General features: G+C 30.5%; 14 protein-coding genes. 7 read left to right on the forward strand and 7 right to left on the reverse strand.

Translation table 11 applies throughout. From position 1 onward, the window contains the following. The first annotated feature begins 200 nt into the window (after window positions 1-200). Window positions 201-1,895, forward strand: coding sequence for a Na+/H+ antiporter NhaC family protein (locus HNP65_RS03810; protein WP_184618991.1), 1,695 nt, complete (start codon window positions 201-203; stop codon window positions 1,893-1,895). Window positions 1,896-1,942: 47 nt separating this feature from the next. On the opposite strand, the gene HNP65_RS03815 is transcribed toward HNP65_RS03810, so the two are convergent. The 6 genes from HNP65_RS03815 to HNP65_RS03840 are packed head-to-tail and all read right to left on the reverse strand — an operon-like array spanning window position 1,943 to window position 6,713. Then, entirely contained in the window at window positions 1,943-2,263 is a 321-nt protein-coding gene (locus HNP65_RS03815) for a hypothetical protein (protein ID WP_184618992.1), read from the reverse strand. Between the two features lie 4 nt (window positions 2,264-2,267). Further along, window positions 2,268-3,524: a histidine--tRNA ligase gene (hisS, locus tag HNP65_RS03820; protein WP_184618993.1), complete on the reverse strand. Its 1,257-nt coding sequence runs from the start codon at window positions 3,522-3,524 to the stop codon at window positions 2,268-2,270. Continuing rightward, window positions 3,509-4,213, reverse strand: coding sequence for a tetratricopeptide repeat protein (locus HNP65_RS03825; protein ID WP_246348168.1), 705 nt, complete (start codon window positions 4,211-4,213; stop codon window positions 3,509-3,511). Before HNP65_RS03825 ends, hisS begins: the two co-directional genes overlap by 16 nt. After that, window positions 4,188-5,009, reverse strand: a complete 822-nt coding sequence (locus tag HNP65_RS03830) for an HAD family hydrolase (protein ID WP_184618994.1) — start codon at window positions 5,007-5,009, stop codon at window positions 4,188-4,190. The genes HNP65_RS03825 and HNP65_RS03830 overlap by 26 nt, the downstream gene beginning before the upstream one ends. 8 nt (window positions 5,010-5,017) lie before the next feature. Continuing rightward, window positions 5,018-6,097, reverse strand: coding sequence for a glucose-1-phosphate thymidylyltransferase (locus HNP65_RS03835; RefSeq protein WP_184618995.1), 1,080 nt, complete (start codon window positions 6,095-6,097; stop codon window positions 5,018-5,020). 31 nt (window positions 6,098-6,128) lie between these two features. Continuing rightward, window positions 6,129-6,713 (reverse strand): CYTH domain-containing protein, encoded by a 585-nt coding sequence (locus HNP65_RS03840; RefSeq protein WP_246348169.1) that lies wholly within the window; start codon window positions 6,711-6,713, stop codon window positions 6,129-6,131. Between the two features lie 318 nt (window positions 6,714-7,031). Between HNP65_RS03840 and HNP65_RS03845 the strand changes: the two genes are divergently transcribed. From HNP65_RS03845 to HNP65_RS03860, 4 genes are all read left to right on the forward strand, one after another. After that, window positions 7,032-8,996, forward strand: a complete 1,965-nt coding sequence (locus HNP65_RS03845; protein ID WP_184618996.1) for a methyl-accepting chemotaxis protein — start codon at window positions 7,032-7,034, stop codon at window positions 8,994-8,996. A gap of 544 nt (window positions 8,997-9,540) precedes the next feature. Then, window positions 9,541-11,547, forward strand: coding sequence for a methyl-accepting chemotaxis protein (locus tag HNP65_RS03850; RefSeq protein ID WP_184618997.1), 2,007 nt, complete (start codon window positions 9,541-9,543; stop codon window positions 11,545-11,547). A 164-nt stretch (window positions 11,548-11,711) separates the two neighbouring features. After that, on the forward strand, window positions 11,712-14,180 hold the full coding sequence (locus HNP65_RS03855) for a sensor domain-containing protein (protein ID WP_184618998.1): 2,469 nt from the start codon (window positions 11,712-11,714) through the stop codon (window positions 14,178-14,180). Window positions 14,181-14,205: 25 nt separating this feature from the next. Continuing rightward, entirely contained in the window at window positions 14,206-14,883 is a 678-nt protein-coding gene (locus tag HNP65_RS03860) for a Crp/Fnr family transcriptional regulator (protein WP_184618999.1), read from the forward strand. A gap of 34 nt (window positions 14,884-14,917) precedes the next feature. Here the strand turns inward: HNP65_RS03860 and arcA are convergent, their stop codons facing one another. Further along, window positions 14,918-16,120, reverse strand: coding sequence for an arginine deiminase (gene arcA / locus HNP65_RS03865; protein WP_184619000.1), 1,203 nt, complete (start codon window positions 16,118-16,120; stop codon window positions 14,918-14,920). 316 nt (window positions 16,121-16,436) lie between these two features. Here arcA and argF point away from each other — a divergent pair, with 316 nt between their 5' ends. After that, window positions 16,437-17,417 (forward strand): ornithine carbamoyltransferase, encoded by a 981-nt coding sequence (argF, locus tag HNP65_RS03870; protein WP_184619001.1) that lies wholly within the window; start codon window positions 16,437-16,439, stop codon window positions 17,415-17,417. A gap of 20 nt (window positions 17,418-17,437) precedes the next feature. Next, a complete protein-coding gene (gene arcC, locus HNP65_RS03875; RefSeq protein WP_184619002.1) occupies window positions 17,438-18,379 on the forward strand; it encodes a carbamate kinase in 942 nt (313 codons plus the stop codon). Window positions 18,380-18,521 lie beyond the last annotated feature (142 nt).

Here is an 18,521-nt window from a genome sequence, read left to right on the forward strand (position 1 = left end):
ATTAACTTAACTATATTTAGAGTTAGGATATCAAAATTGTGTTAATTTATGTTAAAATTAAATTGAGGTATATGTTACTCTGAGTTTTTACTGTAAAGATAAAGAAATGTTTCTTTTACAACAAACAACAATTTAATTAATCTTAAAAAACTACTAAAATTACTGCTTGAAAATTATTCTACACTTTAAGGGGGGATAAAATGAAGAAAAAGTACATGTTAGCAACTTTTATCTTTTTAGTATTTTTATTGATGGCCTCTTTAGCATTTGGAAATTCTGGTGAAACAAAAACAGTAAACTATGGAATTTGGTCAATTATTCCTCCATTACTAGCTATCGTCCTAGCATTTGTAACAAAAGAAGTTATACTTTCTTTGTTATTAGGAGTATTCTCAGGCGCTGTAATCAATGTTTTTACAACATCAAACTCTGGATTTTTTATGAAAATTATTGAAAGTTACACAAAAACCTTTGAATACCCTGTAAATGCTCTAGCTGATAGTTGGCATGCTGGAATTATTATATTCACATTAACCATTGGTGGATTAGTTGGTGTCATTGCAAAAATGGGAGGAACAAGAGCTATTGCAAATGCTCTTGCAAAAAAGGCTAAAACCCCAAGAAGTGCTCAATTAGTGACTACTTTAATGGGGGTTGTGGTATTTTTTGATGATTATGCTAATACTCTTATAGTTGGCCCTACTATGAGACCTTTAACAGATAAATTAAGAATTTCCAGAGAAAAATTATCTTACATAGTTGACTCAACAGCTGCACCAGTAGCAACAATGGCAGCTATATCCACATGGATCGGATATGAATTGGGCTTAATTTCAGATGCTTTTAATTCCTTAGGAACAAATGTGAATCCATACAATATATTTTTCCAATCAATTCCATATAGAATGTATGGTTTGTTTGCATTGTTTATGGTATTTATGGTTGGTCTTTTACTCAGAGATTTTGGACCAATGTATGAAGCTGAAAAAAGAGCAAGGTTAACTGGTAAAGTCCTGGCAGATAACGCAGAACCAATGTTATCTACAGATTTTGAAAAAGAATTGGATAACAGTAATATTCCTTTAAAAGTCTCAAATGCTTTAATCCCTATATTAACACTAATCATTTTCGCATTCATTGGCCTATGGTATTCAGGTGGAGGATTAGAAAAACCATTTAGCTTAGAGGGAATTAGAAATGCTTTCGGTGACGCTGATGCTTCAGCCGCACTAATTTGGGCATCCGCCCTAGCAAGTATCGTTGCAGTTATAATGGCCGTTTCCCAAGGCATTATGACTTTGAGAAAAGCTTTAGAAGCATGGGTAGAGGGAGCAAAATCATTGGTCATAACAACGATAATACTAATTTTAGCTTGGTCAATTGGTTCGATCGCAACAGATCTAGGAACTGCTGATTATTTAGTAAAAGTCGTTTCATCATCATTGCCTGGATGGTTAATCCCTTCATTAGTATTTGTAATGTCATCAATAGTTGCATTCGCAACAGGTACGTCTTGGGGAACAATGGCTATCATGCTTCCTTTGGCTATTCCTTTAGCAGCTGCATATACAGGAAATGAACCTTCAACATTAGTGTTTGCTACTCTAGGTGCTGTTCTAACTGGTTCAACATTTGGTGATCATTGTTCACCTATTTCTGATACCACAATAATGTCTTCAATGGCTTCATCTGCTGATCACATTGATCACGTTAAAACACAATTACCATATGCCGTCACAGTTGCAATTATAGCTTTTATAGGGTATATATTAGTAGGTATTGGTTTGCCAATTTGGATTACTTTAATAATCGGATTTTCTTTAATTTGGGCAATATTAAGATTTTTCGGAAAATCAACAGATCTAAAAGATTTAGAATTAGAAAAAGAGATATAAAAAAAACAAAAAAGGAGGGCTTTCCCTCCTTTTGGTTTATAAATATTCTATTTATCAAAGTAATATATATTCACCGATTTCTCATTAGGAAATGTAAAAGTAATACAATTAATATCTTTCCTTACTTTTTCAAAGTCCTTAACAACATATGCACTTTTTGTAGAATAGTAGGTTTCAAAGGAATCGAAAGGTGTTGTGTTTGGAAGGTTATAAATAGTCAACCAGAAAAGATCTTCTGAATACAATTGGAGTAATTCACGTTCAAGTATCTTAGAATACATCTTTTGCTGATATTCAATTGACGTGAAAACGGCAGTTACAGCTACAAAAACAAGGATTATAGCTATAACTGCCTCTATATAGCTCATACTATCACTCTTCAATCCATTCTTTAGCTGTTCCTACAACATAATCTCTTTCTATTTCTATTTGCTCTCCTGTTTCCATATTTCTGAGTATCACAACATTTCTTTCAAGTTCATTTTCACCAACAATTACACAGAGTTTACATTTCAATCTAGATGCATGCTTTAATTGAGCACTTAAACCTCTTTCCATTGTACTAAATACTACAGATATGCCATTGTCCCTTAAATCCTCGGCTATTTTTAACGCTTCAATCCTTGCTTGTTCTCCAAGATGAGCAACAAATATTTCGTTATTCTTTATATCTTCCACTGGAATTTTTTCATTTTTTAATGCTATAATAAGCCTTTCTATTCCCATTGCAAAACCTAAAGACGGCGTTTGACTTCCTCCAAGTTCCTTTATTAACTTATCATATCTTCCCCCACCACCAATTGCACTTTGCGCTCCAAGGTCTCCGTGATGAATTTCAAAAACTACACCATTGTAATAATCAAGCCCTCTCACAAGAAGGGGATCTTCTACATAATTAATTTTTAGATTATCCAGTAATCTTTTTGTCTCTTCATAGTGATATTTGCATTCATCACATAAATAATCTGTAATCTTTGGAGCGTTTTTTACATATTCAACATCAACTTTGCAATCAAGCAATCTTAAAACATTGGTATTATATCTTCTTTTACAGTCATCACACACATTATCCAATTTATCTGAATAATACTCTTTTAATGCATTTTTATAATTTGCTCTACATTTATCACAACCAATAGAATTGATCTTTATAGTATAGTTTAAAAGTCCAAGATTCTTTAAAACCCTATCAGCAACAATTATTGCTTCTGCATCTGCAAGCGGCGAAGAAGAACCAATTAATTCTATACCAAATTGGTGAAATTGTCTCTGTCTTCCCTTTTGAGGTCTTTCATACCTAAACATAGGACCAATATAAAATAATCTTTTTGGCAATCCCGTTGCCATCATTGAATTTTCAATAAAAGCTCGAATGGTTGGAGCAGTTCCTTCAGGTCTTAACGTAATGCTTCTTTGCCCCTTATCCTCAAAAGTATACATTTCTTTCTGGACTATGTCCGTTTCTTCTCCAACACTTCTTATAAATAACTCTGTGGCCTCAAAAATGGGAGTTCTTATTTCTGAATAACCATATAGCCTTACAGTCTCTTTAACAACATTTTCAATATAATACCAGTACTTAATATCATCTCCAAAAATATCCTCTGTGCCTTTTATTCGCTTGTACACCGCTTTTCCACCTCCGAAAGTCTCTGCCTTGCTTCTATTTTACCCTCTTTGTTTATATAACTCCAAATTTTCATTCCAGGTATTTTAAGTGCCACCTTATACATCTCTTTTGCTTTTCTACATTCTTTTTTCTTTTCATACAACTTTCCAAGTTCTACATAGGTATAAACATGGTTTGGATTAAGCTCAAGTGCCCTTAGAAGATGCTTTTCAGCAAGTTCTAATTTCCCAAATGGTGTTTCAAGGTTTAATATACCATATAAAAGATGGGCAAGGTATTGATCTTGCCCAAGCTCTACCGATTTTTTTGCATAATTAAAAACTTTTGACGAATAAAAAAGTGCTAAAAGATAGTTTTTTTGAACATAATGCCCGTATACAAGAGCTGCTGCATAATAAACCTTCCAGTAGGTTTGATCCTTTTTTAAAAGCTCATCTACGTATTTTTTGGCTAATTCTTGGTAATCATTTTTTGGTATATTTTCACCCCAAAAATATAAATCTGTATACGCAAGAATCACTTCACATTTAAATTCAAGAGGTAATTTTTCATATACCAATGAATTAAGTATACTCAATACTTTTTCTTGATTTCTCTCACCGACAGCCATCTGAAGATCTAGCATATCGTACGAAAAAGAAAAAATAGAAAGTAAAATCAAGCTAAAGAACAAACTTTTCAATTGCAAAAGCCACTCCCCCTTCGTTATTTGAAAGGGTAACAAACCGTGATGCTTTTTTTACCTCGTCACATGCATTATCTACAGCAACCGGAAAACCAATCAATTTCATAACTCCAAGGTCGTTATATCCATCTCCCAAAAACATAGTTTCTTCACTTTTTACGTTAAAATAATTCATCAAAAAAGTTACAGCTTCCTCCTTTGAAGACCCTGGACCAAAAAATTCTATAAAACTCCAGCCATCAACGACTGTACTTTTTACAACACTATATTTCTCTGGATACTTTTGCTTTATTATATCATTTATATACCAAATCTTTGATTCATCTCCTATTAAAACTACTTGTGCTACCTTTTCCCTTGTTATATATCTTAAAACATTATCCACATACTTTATTCTCCAACTATTTTGCTTAATGTAGGTTACAAATCCTCCGTTATGCTCCTTGTCCATGTACATATCGATCTCATCTAAAAAATATGAATACAAAATATAATCAAGATCAAACTTTCTTGCATAATTTATAAGGTCTTTTGCAATGGCTGACTCTAACAAAGACTCATACAAAACTTTATTCTCCAAAGGCATGTAAATAAAAGCACCATTTTGCAGTATAACAGGAACATCCAAACCTAATTCATCAATATATCTTTTAGCCGAATAATAATTTCTTCCAGTTGCAATACTCACATAAACTCCTTTTTCCATAGCTTTCCTTAAGGCAAAAACATTTTGTGGTGGTATATCCTTTTGACTGTCTAGTAATGTACCATCCAAATCTGTAACTATTAACTTTATCAATACAGACTTCACCTCACTATTTCGACTTTTCCCATATCACCAATAACAAATTTCATAGCTTTTGGCTTTTTTTCATTATTTACTATCTGCACATTTTTACCTATAAGAGATGAATCAATAGGGTATGGAAGATTCATTAGCTTTACATGATCCATCAATATGCTGTTTTCTATCTCACAATCTTCAATCACTGCATTATTCCCTATTGACGTGTATGGCCCAATGTAAGAATCTTTAATTATACAATTCTTACCAATTACCACAGGCCCTCTAATAGTACTATTTATAATCTCACTATTTTCTCCAATGGATACTCTTCCTTGTATTACACTTGAAGTATCAACTATACCATCAATTTGCACTTTGAAATGATTATCATCCAAAATTTTTCTGTTGGCCTCTATTAAATCTTCAGGTTTTCCGGTATCTTTCCACCAACCGTAAACAACATGCCCTTTTACTTTATAATTATTCTTTATCAAATATCCAATTGCATCTGTTATTTCAAGTTCCCCCCGCCATGAAGGTTTTATATTTGCGATTCCTTCAAAAATTGTATTTCTAAACAAGTAAAGCCCTATTATAGCAAGGTTAGATATTGGCTCTTTTGGTTTTTCTACAACTTCTATTATCTCCCCTTCTTTTACAACAGCCACACCAAACCTTGAGGGGTCCTTGACTGGTGAAAGTAATATAGAAGCTTTCATGTCCTCATCATTTTTAAATTCTTCAACAAATGAGGTTATATCATCCAATATCAAGTTATCTCCAAGATACATCAAAAAATCATCATCTTTGAGAAAATCTTTTGAAACCATTACAGCATGAGCAAGTCCTTTTGGCTCTTGCTGAAGAATATATTCAATCTTCAAACCAAATTTTTCACCATTTCCAAAAAAATTTTTAAAGTCTTTTATATTTTCTGGATTTACTACTATACCGACTTCTTCAATTCCAACACTTTTTATTTTTTCAAGGCTGTATGATATTACAGGTTTATTTGCTATTGGAATTAAATGTTTAGCTATAGTAAATGTGAGCGGTCTAAGTCTTGTCCCTTTTCCAGCACATAAAATCAAAGCCTTCATATTCACCCTCCTCTTTTTTGTGTCTAATTGATTATAGCATAGTCTGTACTTTTCTAATAATCTCTTCAGGAGAAAATTTACTAACTCTTGCAAGATTTTTGTTAGTATATTCTTCAAAATCTTTAACTGCCTTAGACAAAGAAAACATTTCTTCGAATTTTTTAAAATCTTCATCTGTTTCTATCTCTGCTAAATATTTAACTTTTAATGGATAATCAAGCTCTATAAATTCATCAACAATTACCTCTGCTTCCTCCATTAAAAGAAAATGCCTGATCTTAGCAATCACTGGTTTTTCTTTTAAGATAGATAAATCTTCCACTTTTACTTCATATTCTTCTTCAAGTCTTTTATAGTCCCCAAAAAGAGGTGATTTAAAAGCAACAACCCAATTTTCACATCCCTTTGAATCTATAGTATACCTTATTCTACATTTTTCACCTTTAATAAATACACATTTTTCCAGATACCACTGGATAACCCCCAACTTATATATTGCTTTTTTTCTAAGATTCTGGAATAGTTTTTCATCTACAAAATATTTTTTTTCTCTTTCTATCTTCATATTCTTAATTATAACATCTTTTTTCAATTTTAACTTAGTAAATAAGATCATGAAAATCTCAACATACGCATTAAAAATAAATATATTATTTTATTAGACAATCAAATAAGATTCATGTAATCCAATAACACAAATAACCAACTATTAAAAAATTATTTGAATTTTAATTAAAATCATGATAAAATCATTTTGTAAATAAATTACTCTAAATTAAAAAAGAATTTTTTACTTATAATTTATAAAACAATTTACAAAATTAAATACTTCAAAGTTAGGTTCATATCAACCCTATATCACGAATCAATGATATATTTAATCAGTTTATTTTTTCTAAAAAATGTTTCTTTTTAAATTATAGGAGGTGTTATAATGAAGTTATCCACTGTACTTTACTTTATTATTCCAATAATTTTAGCAGCTGTTATAGGAATAATGTTCTTTATGAGTCAAACAACTCAGAATAATCTTGACAAAGCATGGATGAGTAATTACTCTGATAGTTTCCAAAAACTCACACAAACAATGCTTGATGAAGAACTTCAAGGTTTAAAGCAAGCTCTCGAAATAATTACTTCTAATAAAGAAATTATTGAAGCGTTTGCAAAACGTGATAGGAAAAAATTATACTCACTAACAAAAGACGCTTTTAAAGTTTTAAAAAAAGAAGGTATTGCTAAATTTCATTTTCACACGCCAGATAATCATAGCTTTCTTCGTGTTCAAAAACCTGAAAAATATGGTGATGATCTATCCACTTTTCGAAAAACCGTAGTTGAGGCAAACAAGAAAAAGCAAATAGTAGAGGGGATCGAAGTTGGAGTTGAAGGATTAGGACTTAGGGTAGTTCAACCTCTTGAATACAATGGAAAGCATATTGGAACCGTAGAGCTTGGTACGGATTTAGGGAAAGATTTTCTCAAACGACTTCCAGGTAAAAGCATTCTTTACGTTTTTTACAACAATAAAGGCGAACGTATAGATATAGCCATTAAAGAAGATGACTCGATAACAGACTATTATAATAAATTTAACTTTGAAAAAATTCTTAAAGGTGAACGTGATTATAAACTTATAGATAAATATTTCTACGAAGCATTCCCATTGGTAGATTTTTCCGGAAACGTTGTAGCTGCAATTTTAACTAAATCAGATGTAAGTAAAGTTGTTAACGCAAAAATAAAAGGTTACTTGAAAGCTACAATTACATCTATAATTATATTAGTTGCTGCTCTTTTATTCTTGATTTTACTTGCAAAAACTATGGTAACCAAAGTTAAAAAAATTATTACCACACTTGAAAAAGTATCACAAGGAAATCTTACTGTTCATCTCCAAATAAGTGGGAAAGATGAAATAAGTCAAATTGGAACTTATTTAAATAAAATGGTTGAAGATTTGAAAGAAACAGTTATGGCCATCAATGATTCTTCAATCCAAGTTTCTTCATCATCATCTAAACTTGCTTCTACAGCGGAAGAAATGAGTGCATCTTCAGAAGAAATTTCATCTCAAATGGAAGAAATAAATCTATCAATACAAAACACATCTGCTTCTATCCAGCAAGTAACCGGTGGAATAGAAGAAGCTGCATCAAGTGCTCAAAATGTCTCCAAAGCAGCTCAAGAGCTATCAGAGAGTTCTACAGAAGTAAATAATGCTACGAAAGAGGGAGATGAAGCTGTAAAAAATATTGTTGAAAAAATCAAACAAGCAAAAGATATCGTTGCTCAAACAGAAAACGTAGTTGAAAAACTTAATGAACATGCAAGAAATATAGGCCAAATCCTTGAAACAATAAATTCTATAGCAGAGCAAACAAACCTACTTGCACTAAATGCTGCAATAGAAGCAGCAAGAGCTGGAGAAGCGGGAAAAGGATTTGCAGTTGTTGCTGATGAAATCAGAAAGCTTGCAGAAGAGAGCAAAAGCGCAACAGAACAGATTGGTAGCATTTTAAATCAAATAAGCCAGGGAACATTAAAAGCAAACGAAGCAACAAAAGAAACGGTACAAGTCGTCGAAAATATAAGTGAAAGTGCTGATGTAGTAGTTACCCAATTCAACAAAATTACAAACGAAATATCAAGTATAGTAACACAAATAGAAAATCTAGCAACAAGTGCACAAGAGCAAAGTGCATCTGCCCAAGAAATGAGTAGTGCAATGGATTCAGCAACACAGTCAATTACTTCAATAGCGCAAGAAATTGAAGAAATAACAGATGCACTAAAACAATTAGCTAGTGCAAGTCAGAATGTTAATAACCTATCAGAAAATCTATCAACAATTGCAGAAAAATTGGTAAAAGCAGTTAAAAAATTTAAACTAAGTTAATTAAACAATTAAAATAGTAGTAGTACAAAATTATAAATTAAGGGCACCATATGGTGTCCTTAATTTATATACTAATATCTCAAAATTAATAATCATGACTTGTTAAAATATAGCTTCCTCACTTAATTCATAATGTCTAATTATACTCTTTTTCCCTCCTTTTAAGTGTATTACCAATATGTATTTATTTTAAACTTCATTGAAATTCCAATCTTTTTGTGAATTTTAAATAATAAATTTTAACATTCAATCTATTTATATAAAAAGAAAATACTATATTAAACGTTTCTTTATAATTTTATTTAAATTTTTATTTTTAATTAAAGAAACAAATCAATAAAATATTATTATTGTATAGATTTTGAACAAAAGCTAAATATTTAAATTCTAACAAAATATATTTTTTTATTTTTCTATATTTTTAACCGAAAAGAAACAATACAGAAATATTTAAATTACTTTACTTGTGATAAAATTACGATGAATTTAAATATAATTTAAATAGTCAAACTTTCTGCCATAACAAAAGAGGAGGTGGTTTTTTATGAAATCAATTAAGGGAAAATTATTAATCTTTGTATTACTGCCAGTAATTGCCCTACTTATAATAAGCACTTTTTTAATATCATTTCAAACAAGAAAGTCTATAGAAAATTTATCTATTGACTCCGCTCTTGAAATTTCTCAAAAAACTTCACAAATAATTGAGGAATGGTTAAATGGTATTTTAAGAGATGTTCAAAACTTCGCCGATAACAGTTCAGTAATAGAGGCATTAAAAACTAGAAACTGGAAAGATCTAATGAGTAAAGAATTAAATTATAAACTTTCATCAAGGAATGATTATGAAATGTTTTTTATAGCTTATCCAGATGGAACAGCACCTACAACTTCAGGTGCAGTCGCAAATGTAAGCGATCGAGAATATTTCCAAAAAATAATAAAACAGGGATATAAATATTATATTAGTGATGCCCTAATTTCAAAAGCAACTGGGAATAGTATTTTCGTAGTTGCAGCCGCGGTAAAGGACGAAAATGGAAAAACAATTGGATTATTTGGTGCCGCAGTAAAATTAGACGATTTAAATAAAATTGCCATTGAAACAAAAGTTGGAAATAAAGGGTTTGGTTGGATAATTGACTCAACTGGCCTTACAATTGCACATCCAGATAAAAAGATTAGAATGAAAGTAAATATACTTGAAACCTCAAAGCAAGGATTTAAAGGTTTAGAGGCAATAGCTCAAAAGATGCTGGGGGGAAAATCTGGATATGGAAGTTACACAAGATCAGATGGCAGTAGAGTTTATGTCTTTTATTCTCCAATAAAGGTTGGAAAAGGTTGGTCCTTTGGATTAACTTTGTATAAGTCTGAACTATTTTCATCAGTAAATAAAATCACCAACACTACCATAATAATTTTCTTGTCTGTTATTATTCTAATAAGCTTCTTTATTTATGTTTCATCATCTTACTTTATATCAAAACCACTTACATCAATGGTTAAAAATATACTTGAATTTGGCAAAGGAAACTTAACGGTAAAGTTTACTACAAAAGGAAAAGATGAAATAGCACAAATATCATATTCTCTTCAAAAAATGGCCGATATGTTAAGAGAAAGCTTCTCTCAAATAAGTAAAACTACTTTAAATCTGAACTCATCTTCAGAAGAACTTGCAAATATTGCTGATAACTTAAGTGCTAGTGCTCAGGAACTATCAGCACAAATAACAGAAATAGATAATTCAATTCAAAATGCATCCGCATCTGTAGAAGAAGTAACAAGTGGCGTGGAAGAAGTTGCAGAAAGTGCTCAAAATGTTTCAAATGCCGCACAGAATATTTCAGAAAATGCAAATAAAATGGCTGAAAATGCAAAGGAAGGTGAAAAAGAAGTTGTTGCAATTAGCGAAATTGTTGAAAAAGCAAAAGAAATAAGCTATTCAACTGAAAAAATTGTAAAAACTTTAAACGAAAACACAAAAAATATCGACGAAATTGTTCAAACAATTAATTCAATAGCAGAGCAGACAAACTTGCTAGCACTGAACACTGCAATAGAAGCAGCAAGAGCTGGAGAAGCTGGAAAAGGATTTGCAGTTGTTGCTGATGAAATTAGAAAACTTGCAGAAGAAAGTAAAAATGCAACAACTCAGATCTCAGAAATTTTAAAAGACATTCAAGAAAAAATCGAAAACACAGCAAAAGCAAGCAATCAAACTGTTGAAATAATAGAAAAAGCAGCAAATCAATCAAACATTGCAAAAGAAAAGTTTGAAAATATATTAAGGCAAATAGAAAGTATTACAGAGGAAATTGATAATCTAGCAGCAAGCTCTCAACAGCAAAGTGCATCGGCACAAGAAATGAGTAGTGCAATGGATGTTGTCTCAAAATCAATTGTAACAATATCACAACAGGTAAACGATATAACACTATCAGCTCAAAATCAAGCAAAATCAAGTGAGAAACTAGATATCTCTTCTGAAAACTTAAATAGAATAGCCCAGAATCTTGTAGAAGAAATCAAAAAATTTAAAATTTAAATAATTATTTACACTACCCCTCTTCATATAAATAAAGAAGAGGGGTTTTTTCATTTTACAATAACAATTTTACATTAAACTAATTATTAAAATATAGTAATTTTTATAAATCTTGTATTGCTTACTTCTAAATAAAGTGGTATTATATTTTGTGAAAAGAACAATTGGAGGAAGACAATGGAACTTTTAATTTTTTTCTATCTGCAATTTTATTAGTACATCTTTACGAAAGAAAGTTATATAAAATATCCAAAGCATTAGTTCATATTTACTATGTTTTACTTGTTTTATCAATTTTTGAAGTTTTAAAAACAAAATATAACTTTAACCATTTTTTATATACAATTGAAGACATAATAGCAATTTCGCTTTTACCAGCTGTTTATGCTTTTTCTGAAGATTACTATGGAAAAACAAAAAATTACATAAAAAGATTTTTTATATCTTTACCATTATTCTTTCTAATTCTAATCAATGATTTTATATTTAAAATTCAACTAACTAATTCAAAAATAGCGGAGCTTTCTATTGTTATATATTCTCTGTTCATTATTACTCTTATATTTAGAAACACCATAAAAACAAATGTTGAAAAAAGCGTAAAAATTACTATTAACATTGTTCTTTTCTCACTTTTTTCTTACTATGCTATTATAATATTTATCAACAAACATAACAGCAAATTTCTACTACTATTAACAATGTTCTCTTTCTTTATAGTAGAATCTGTCCTCATAAGAAAAAGTCGGATAGGTACAATCGAAGCTGCTAAAGAAAATCTTATTTTAAATATTAGCGACGGATTACTTCTTGTAGATAAGAACAACTATGTTCTTAACTTAAATAAACCTGCCCAGAAAATTATAGGAAAAGAATTTAATCAAATAATAAATAGAAAACTTGAAGATAATTTTAAAAATGGGCAGATAATTGAAAATGATGGTAAATATTACTCTATAGAAATTATTAATTTTGAAAAAGGAGCCATATACTATTTTAGAGATATAACAAAAGAAATGAAATATTCAAAAAGGCAAGAAATTGCAAACAAGTTATTTCATAACCTTTTTAACAATATACCTGAACCACTTGCCCTGATAACTCCATCCGGGAAGATTGTAGACTGCAACAGTGCATTCACAAAAACCTTTGGTTACAAAAAATTAGAAAATATTGAAAACATCGTACCAGATTACTTAAAAGAAGAATCAAAAATTTTGACACTTCAAATATTAAAAAAAGGATATGTAAACTATGAAACTGTCAGAAAAAGTAAAAATGGTAAAAATATATTTGTCAGAATTTATGCCTCAAAATTTGAAATTGAAAACCAAACATTCATCTACATAATATATTCAGATATTTCAAATGAAAAAAAGCTATCACAACAATTATCTAATCTCATAGAAAAAGATCCTCTAACCCAAACATTTAATAAAGTATATGTTATTAAAAGACTTAAAAGTTTAAAGCCACTTTTTTATCATTCCCTAATATTCATTGATATAAAGGATTTTCGAAGAATTAACTCTATAAAGGGAAATGTTTTTGGAGATAAAATCCTTAAAATTGTTGCAAATAAACTAAGAAAATGCACAAATTATATTATTTCACGGGCTCATGCTGATGAATTTTGGATATTAGCAGAAGAATTGGACATAGATGTAAAAAAAGCATACAATAAAAACAAAGAACTTATACTGCATATAAATAATTGCTTGAAAAATATTAAGATTGATGATATTTCGCTGCAATTTCACATAGGAACTTATATTTTCAAAAGTAATGAAAATATTGATGAAGTTATAAGAAAAGCCAGCCTTTCACTTTCAAAATCAAAGGACGAAGATAAAATTATAACTTATTCAAAAGAAATAGAAGATGAAATAAGAAAAGAATTAGAGAAAGAAGTTCAAATAAAGAAAGCAATTGAAAAGGGCGAATTTATACCATTTTTCCAACCAATAGCCACACACAATATGGAAATTGTTGGTGCTGAAGCGTTAATAAGATGGGTTAAAGATGGAAAAGTAATACCACCGTTTGAATTCCTTGATTTTCTAGAAAAAACTGGTCTTATAGAACAAGCATCAAAACAGATATTTGAAAGTGTATGTAAATTACTTTCTAAAACAAAAAAACTGAAATTTGTTGATGTTAATATCAGCCCTATCCAACTAAAAAATAACAATTTTTCAAAAGATTATCTAAAAATACTTGAAAAATACAATATACAAAGCAAACAAATTACAATAGAAATTACAGAAAATCTCTTCATTGACTACAACGATATTGTTCGTGAGAATCTTAATCTACTAAAAAGCGAAGGATTTAAATTATGCCTTGATGACTTTGGAACTGGTTACTCTTCATTAAATTATTTAAGAAATATTCCATTTGATATAATTAAAATAGACAGAGAATTCATAAGTAATATAGACGATGAAAAAAATCTAAATCTCTTAAAAGCAATATATAGCATTGCAGAGTCTTTTAATATGGGGGCAATACCTGAAGGTGTAGAAAATGAAAAACAGCTTGAAATTTTGACTATGATAGGTTTTAGGTTATTCCAAGGGTATTATTTTGGAAAGCCAATGCCTGAATCAGAGTTTTTAAGTATTTTAAGTTAATATGATTAATTTTGGAGGGAACATTTTGAAACAATACATAGAATCAATTAAGAATTGTAGCCTTTTTAAAGATTTAAATGAAAATGAAATTTTAGAAATTATAAAAAACTCCAAAATTTTAACATTTGAAAAAGATGAAGTAATAAAACAAAGGAATGATCCAATAGATGAAATACTAATTCTCATAGAAGGTGAAACATTGGGGTTATTTGTGAATGAAGACGGACGAGTTATACAAATAGATCATATGATAGCTCCAAAAACGCTTGCAATCGCAACGATATTTTCATCAAATCCAAAATATCCAGTTGATGTAGTAGCAATCAAAAAATGTAAAATTTTAACACTCTCCAAAGATATTCTCATTCATGAAATGATGAAAAACGAAAAAATATTAAAAAATTATCTACAAAATGTCTCTGACACATTTATATTTATTACCGATAGATTTTATGAGATAACACTCAAAAACCTTATTCAAAAGGTATGTTCATATCTTTATGACTCCTTTAAAAAACAAAAATCTAAAACTATAAAACTTGAAATCTCTAAAACCGAACTTGCAAGAGAATTTGGAGTAACTCGCCCTGCACTATCAAGAGTCTTTATTGAACTTGAAAAGAAAGGAATTATAGAAATGAAAGGAAAAAATGTAAAAATTAAAGATTTAAGATATATAGAAGACTATGCAACCTACTTTTAAAGAATTCCCCATCCTAAATAGGATGGGGAATTCTTTATTCTCTACAGATTGGCATCGACATACATCTAGGCCCTCCACGACCTCTTGATAACTCGCTTGAAGGAATTTCTATAACATTAATTCCTTTTTCTCTTAACAACTGATTTGTCACATAATTTCTTTCATATGCTATAACCGTTCCAGGACTTATTGCTAAAACATTTGAACCATCGTTCCATTGTTCTCTTTTTGCAGCTATTTCATCATCTCCTCCACATTTAATAAGCTCAATATCATTTCTCTCAAGATATTTTTTTAGCACATCTTCTAACTGCAAATCTTCTTCTGTAACCTCAATTTCATCCTTATTTTTCTTTAACACATATACATGCAAGCTGGTTTCAAGTTTTGAATGAACTAAAAATTTATTTTCACTAACCATTGTAAAGATAGTGTCAAGATGCATATATGCACGCTTTTTCGGCATATTTATTGCAAGTATAGTATCAAAGCTTTCGTCTGACTCATAAAATATTTTATTTGCAACTCTTTCTATAGCTTCCGGATCTGTCCTCTGTGAAATCCCAATAGCAAGTACTTTATCAGACAATACCAAAACGTCCCCACCTTCTATGGAAAACGGTTCATTCATATCATAATAAATGGGAATATTACTAAATTCATCACTATACTTTAAGACATACTTCATAAATAATGATTCTCTTCTTCTTGCCTTTGTCTTCATTCTATTAATAAGCGCTCCTCTTCCCACAAAAGCAACAGGATCTCTTTGAAAATAAAGATTTGGAAGTGGAAGAAGATAAAATTGTTTATTTAAATGAACAACTGTTGAAAAACTGTTTTTGGTTAATTTAAATTCATCTATCCTTACTCCTCCTATAATTTTTCTTACCATTTCCTTTGTTTCAAAAGCTAACAAATATTCCTTTAAAGCCTCCAATATATACTCATTTTTTACCTCACTAAGATTTAAATATTCATCCACAAACTGTTCTTTTAATCCTTTTTTTTCTAAAGTATTTGTAAGTAGATCTGTAACATATTTAACCTCAACACCATTATCTTTCAAAGCCTTGGCAAAATAATCATGCTCTTGTTGAGCCTTTTTTAAATATGGGATATCTTCAAACAATAACTCTTCTAATAAATCAGGTTCGATGTTTTCTAATTCCAATCCAGGTCTATGAAGCAACACAATTTTTAATTTTTTTACTTCAGAATAAACATTTACCTTCATTCTTTCATCCTCCTTTTCGATATCAATTATATTAGATCTAAAACGAAAAGTAAAACTTTAAATATAACAATTAACTTTAAGAATGATATATTTTTCACAGATAATTTTTCATTTTAAAGATATGCATCAGTATGCGATGTATTCTGATGCATACTCGTGCATACTCAATCTTAAACAAATATAAATTTAAAACAAATAAATATTCTTGAAAAACTGTTGTTTTTCAAGATTTGTTTGTTTTGATAAATGCAAAAAACAAGTGTATAATTAAAATACCTGATTATGTTTTAAATATAAAAAAGCGGGAGGAGATAACATGCCAGTTAATCTTAAAGGAAGAAGTCTTTTAACACTAAAAGATTTCACAGCTGAAGAAATAAAATATCTTCTTAATCTTGCATTTGATTTAAAAGCTAAAAAAAGAGCAGGGCTAAGACAAGAACTACTTAAAGGAAAAAACATTGTTCTAATTTTTGATAAAACTTCAACAAGGACCAGAACTGCTTTTGAAGTTGCTGCATACGATGAAGGTGCACATGTAACATTCCTTACCAATAGTCAAATGGGTAAAAAAGAATCAATAGAAGACACCGCAAAAGTTTTAGGAAGGATGTACGATGGTATTGAATACAGAGGATACAAACAAGAAGTTGTTGAAGCACTTGCAAAATATTCTGGAGTTCCTGTTTGGAACGGTTTGACTGATGAAGCACATCCAACTCAAGGTCTTGCAGACGTTATGACAATGATGGAATTTATACACAAACCACTTAATCAAATGAAACTAGTTTTTGTAGGCGATACAAGAAATAATGTAGCAAATACTTTAATGAGAATTTCTTCAAAACTTGGTATTCACTATGTTGCAGTTGGTCCAGAGTCATTAAAACCGTCAGACGAAATCATGAATGAAGCACTTGAAAACGCCAAAGAATCTGGAGCAATCATTGAATATACACCTGATCTCGATGGAGTAAAAGGAGCAGACGCTATCTACACAGATGTTTGGGTATCGATGGGCGAAGAAGATAAAATGCCAGAAAGAGTTGAATTATTAACACCATATAGAGTTGACATGAATTTAATTAAAAGAACGGAAAATCCAAACGTTATTTTCTTGCACTGTTTACCATCCTTCCACGACTTTGAAACAACAGTTGCAAAAGAAGCAAAGGAAAGAGGGTTAGATATTCGTGAAGTAACCGATGAAGTATTTAGAAGCAAACATTCTAAAGTTTTCGATCAAGCTGAAAATAGAATGCATACCATAAAAGCTGTTATGGTAGCAACCCTATAATCAGGTAGGAGGCAAAAAATATGAAGAAATTGGCAGTTGTTGCTATTGGTGGTAATGCAATTAATAGACCAGGAGAAAAACCAACGGCAGAAAATATGTTCAAAAATATAAAAGTTACAGCATCATATCTTGCAGATATGATTGAGTTAGGTTACAGAATAATAATAACTCACGGAAATGGACCACAAGTTGGGAATCTACTAGTTCAACAAGATATTGCAAAGGATACTATTCCACCATTTCCAATGGACGTATTAGGCGCAATGACCCAAGGATACCTTGGATATATGATTTCACAAGAATTGAAAAATGTTTTAAATGAAAGAAAAATAGATAAAGAAATTGCTACAGTAGTAACACAAATTGTAGTAAATAAAGATGATCCAGGGTTTAAAAACCCAACAAAACCAGTAGGTCCATTTTATAGCGAAGAAGAAGCAAAAAAGATTATGAAAGAAAAAGGTTGGTTATTCAAAGAAGATGCTGGAAGAGGATGGAGAAGAGTTGTTCCATCACCAATACCACTTGATATTATTGAAAAAAGAACAATTAAAGACTTGGTAGAAAACGACGTTATAGTAGTGGCAGGCGGTGGTGGAGGAATTCCAGTAATAATTGACGAAAAAGGAGAAATAAAGGGAGTAGAAGCAGTTATAGATAAAGATAGAGCCTCAGCATTAATAGCAAAAGAACTTGATGCAGACGAATTTATAATCCTTACGGCAGTTGAAAAAGTATATCTTAACTTTAACAAACCTGATCAAAAACCACTTGATACAATCACAGTAAAAGAAGCTGAAAAATATATGAATGAAGGACATTTTGCAAAAGGAAGTATGCTACCAAAAATAGAAGCCTGTATCTCCTTTGTAACATCAACAAATAGACCCGCGCTCATCACAGATATGGAAAAACTAAAAGATGCACTAGAAGGAAAAACTGGAACAAGGATTATTCCATAAAACATTAAAATTTATGGCTCCCAAAATGGGAGCCATTTTTAATAGTAAAACAAACAAAAAACCTCTCCGCAGATGGAGAGGTTCAAGTAAGAAGTATTAACATAACAAACCCCGGGCACTACCTACTCTCGCAAGGGGCGAA

The organism is Thermosipho japonicus (assembly GCF_014201655.1).
Lineage (GTDB): Bacteria > Thermotogota > Thermotogae > Thermotogales > Fervidobacteriaceae > Thermosipho > Thermosipho japonicus.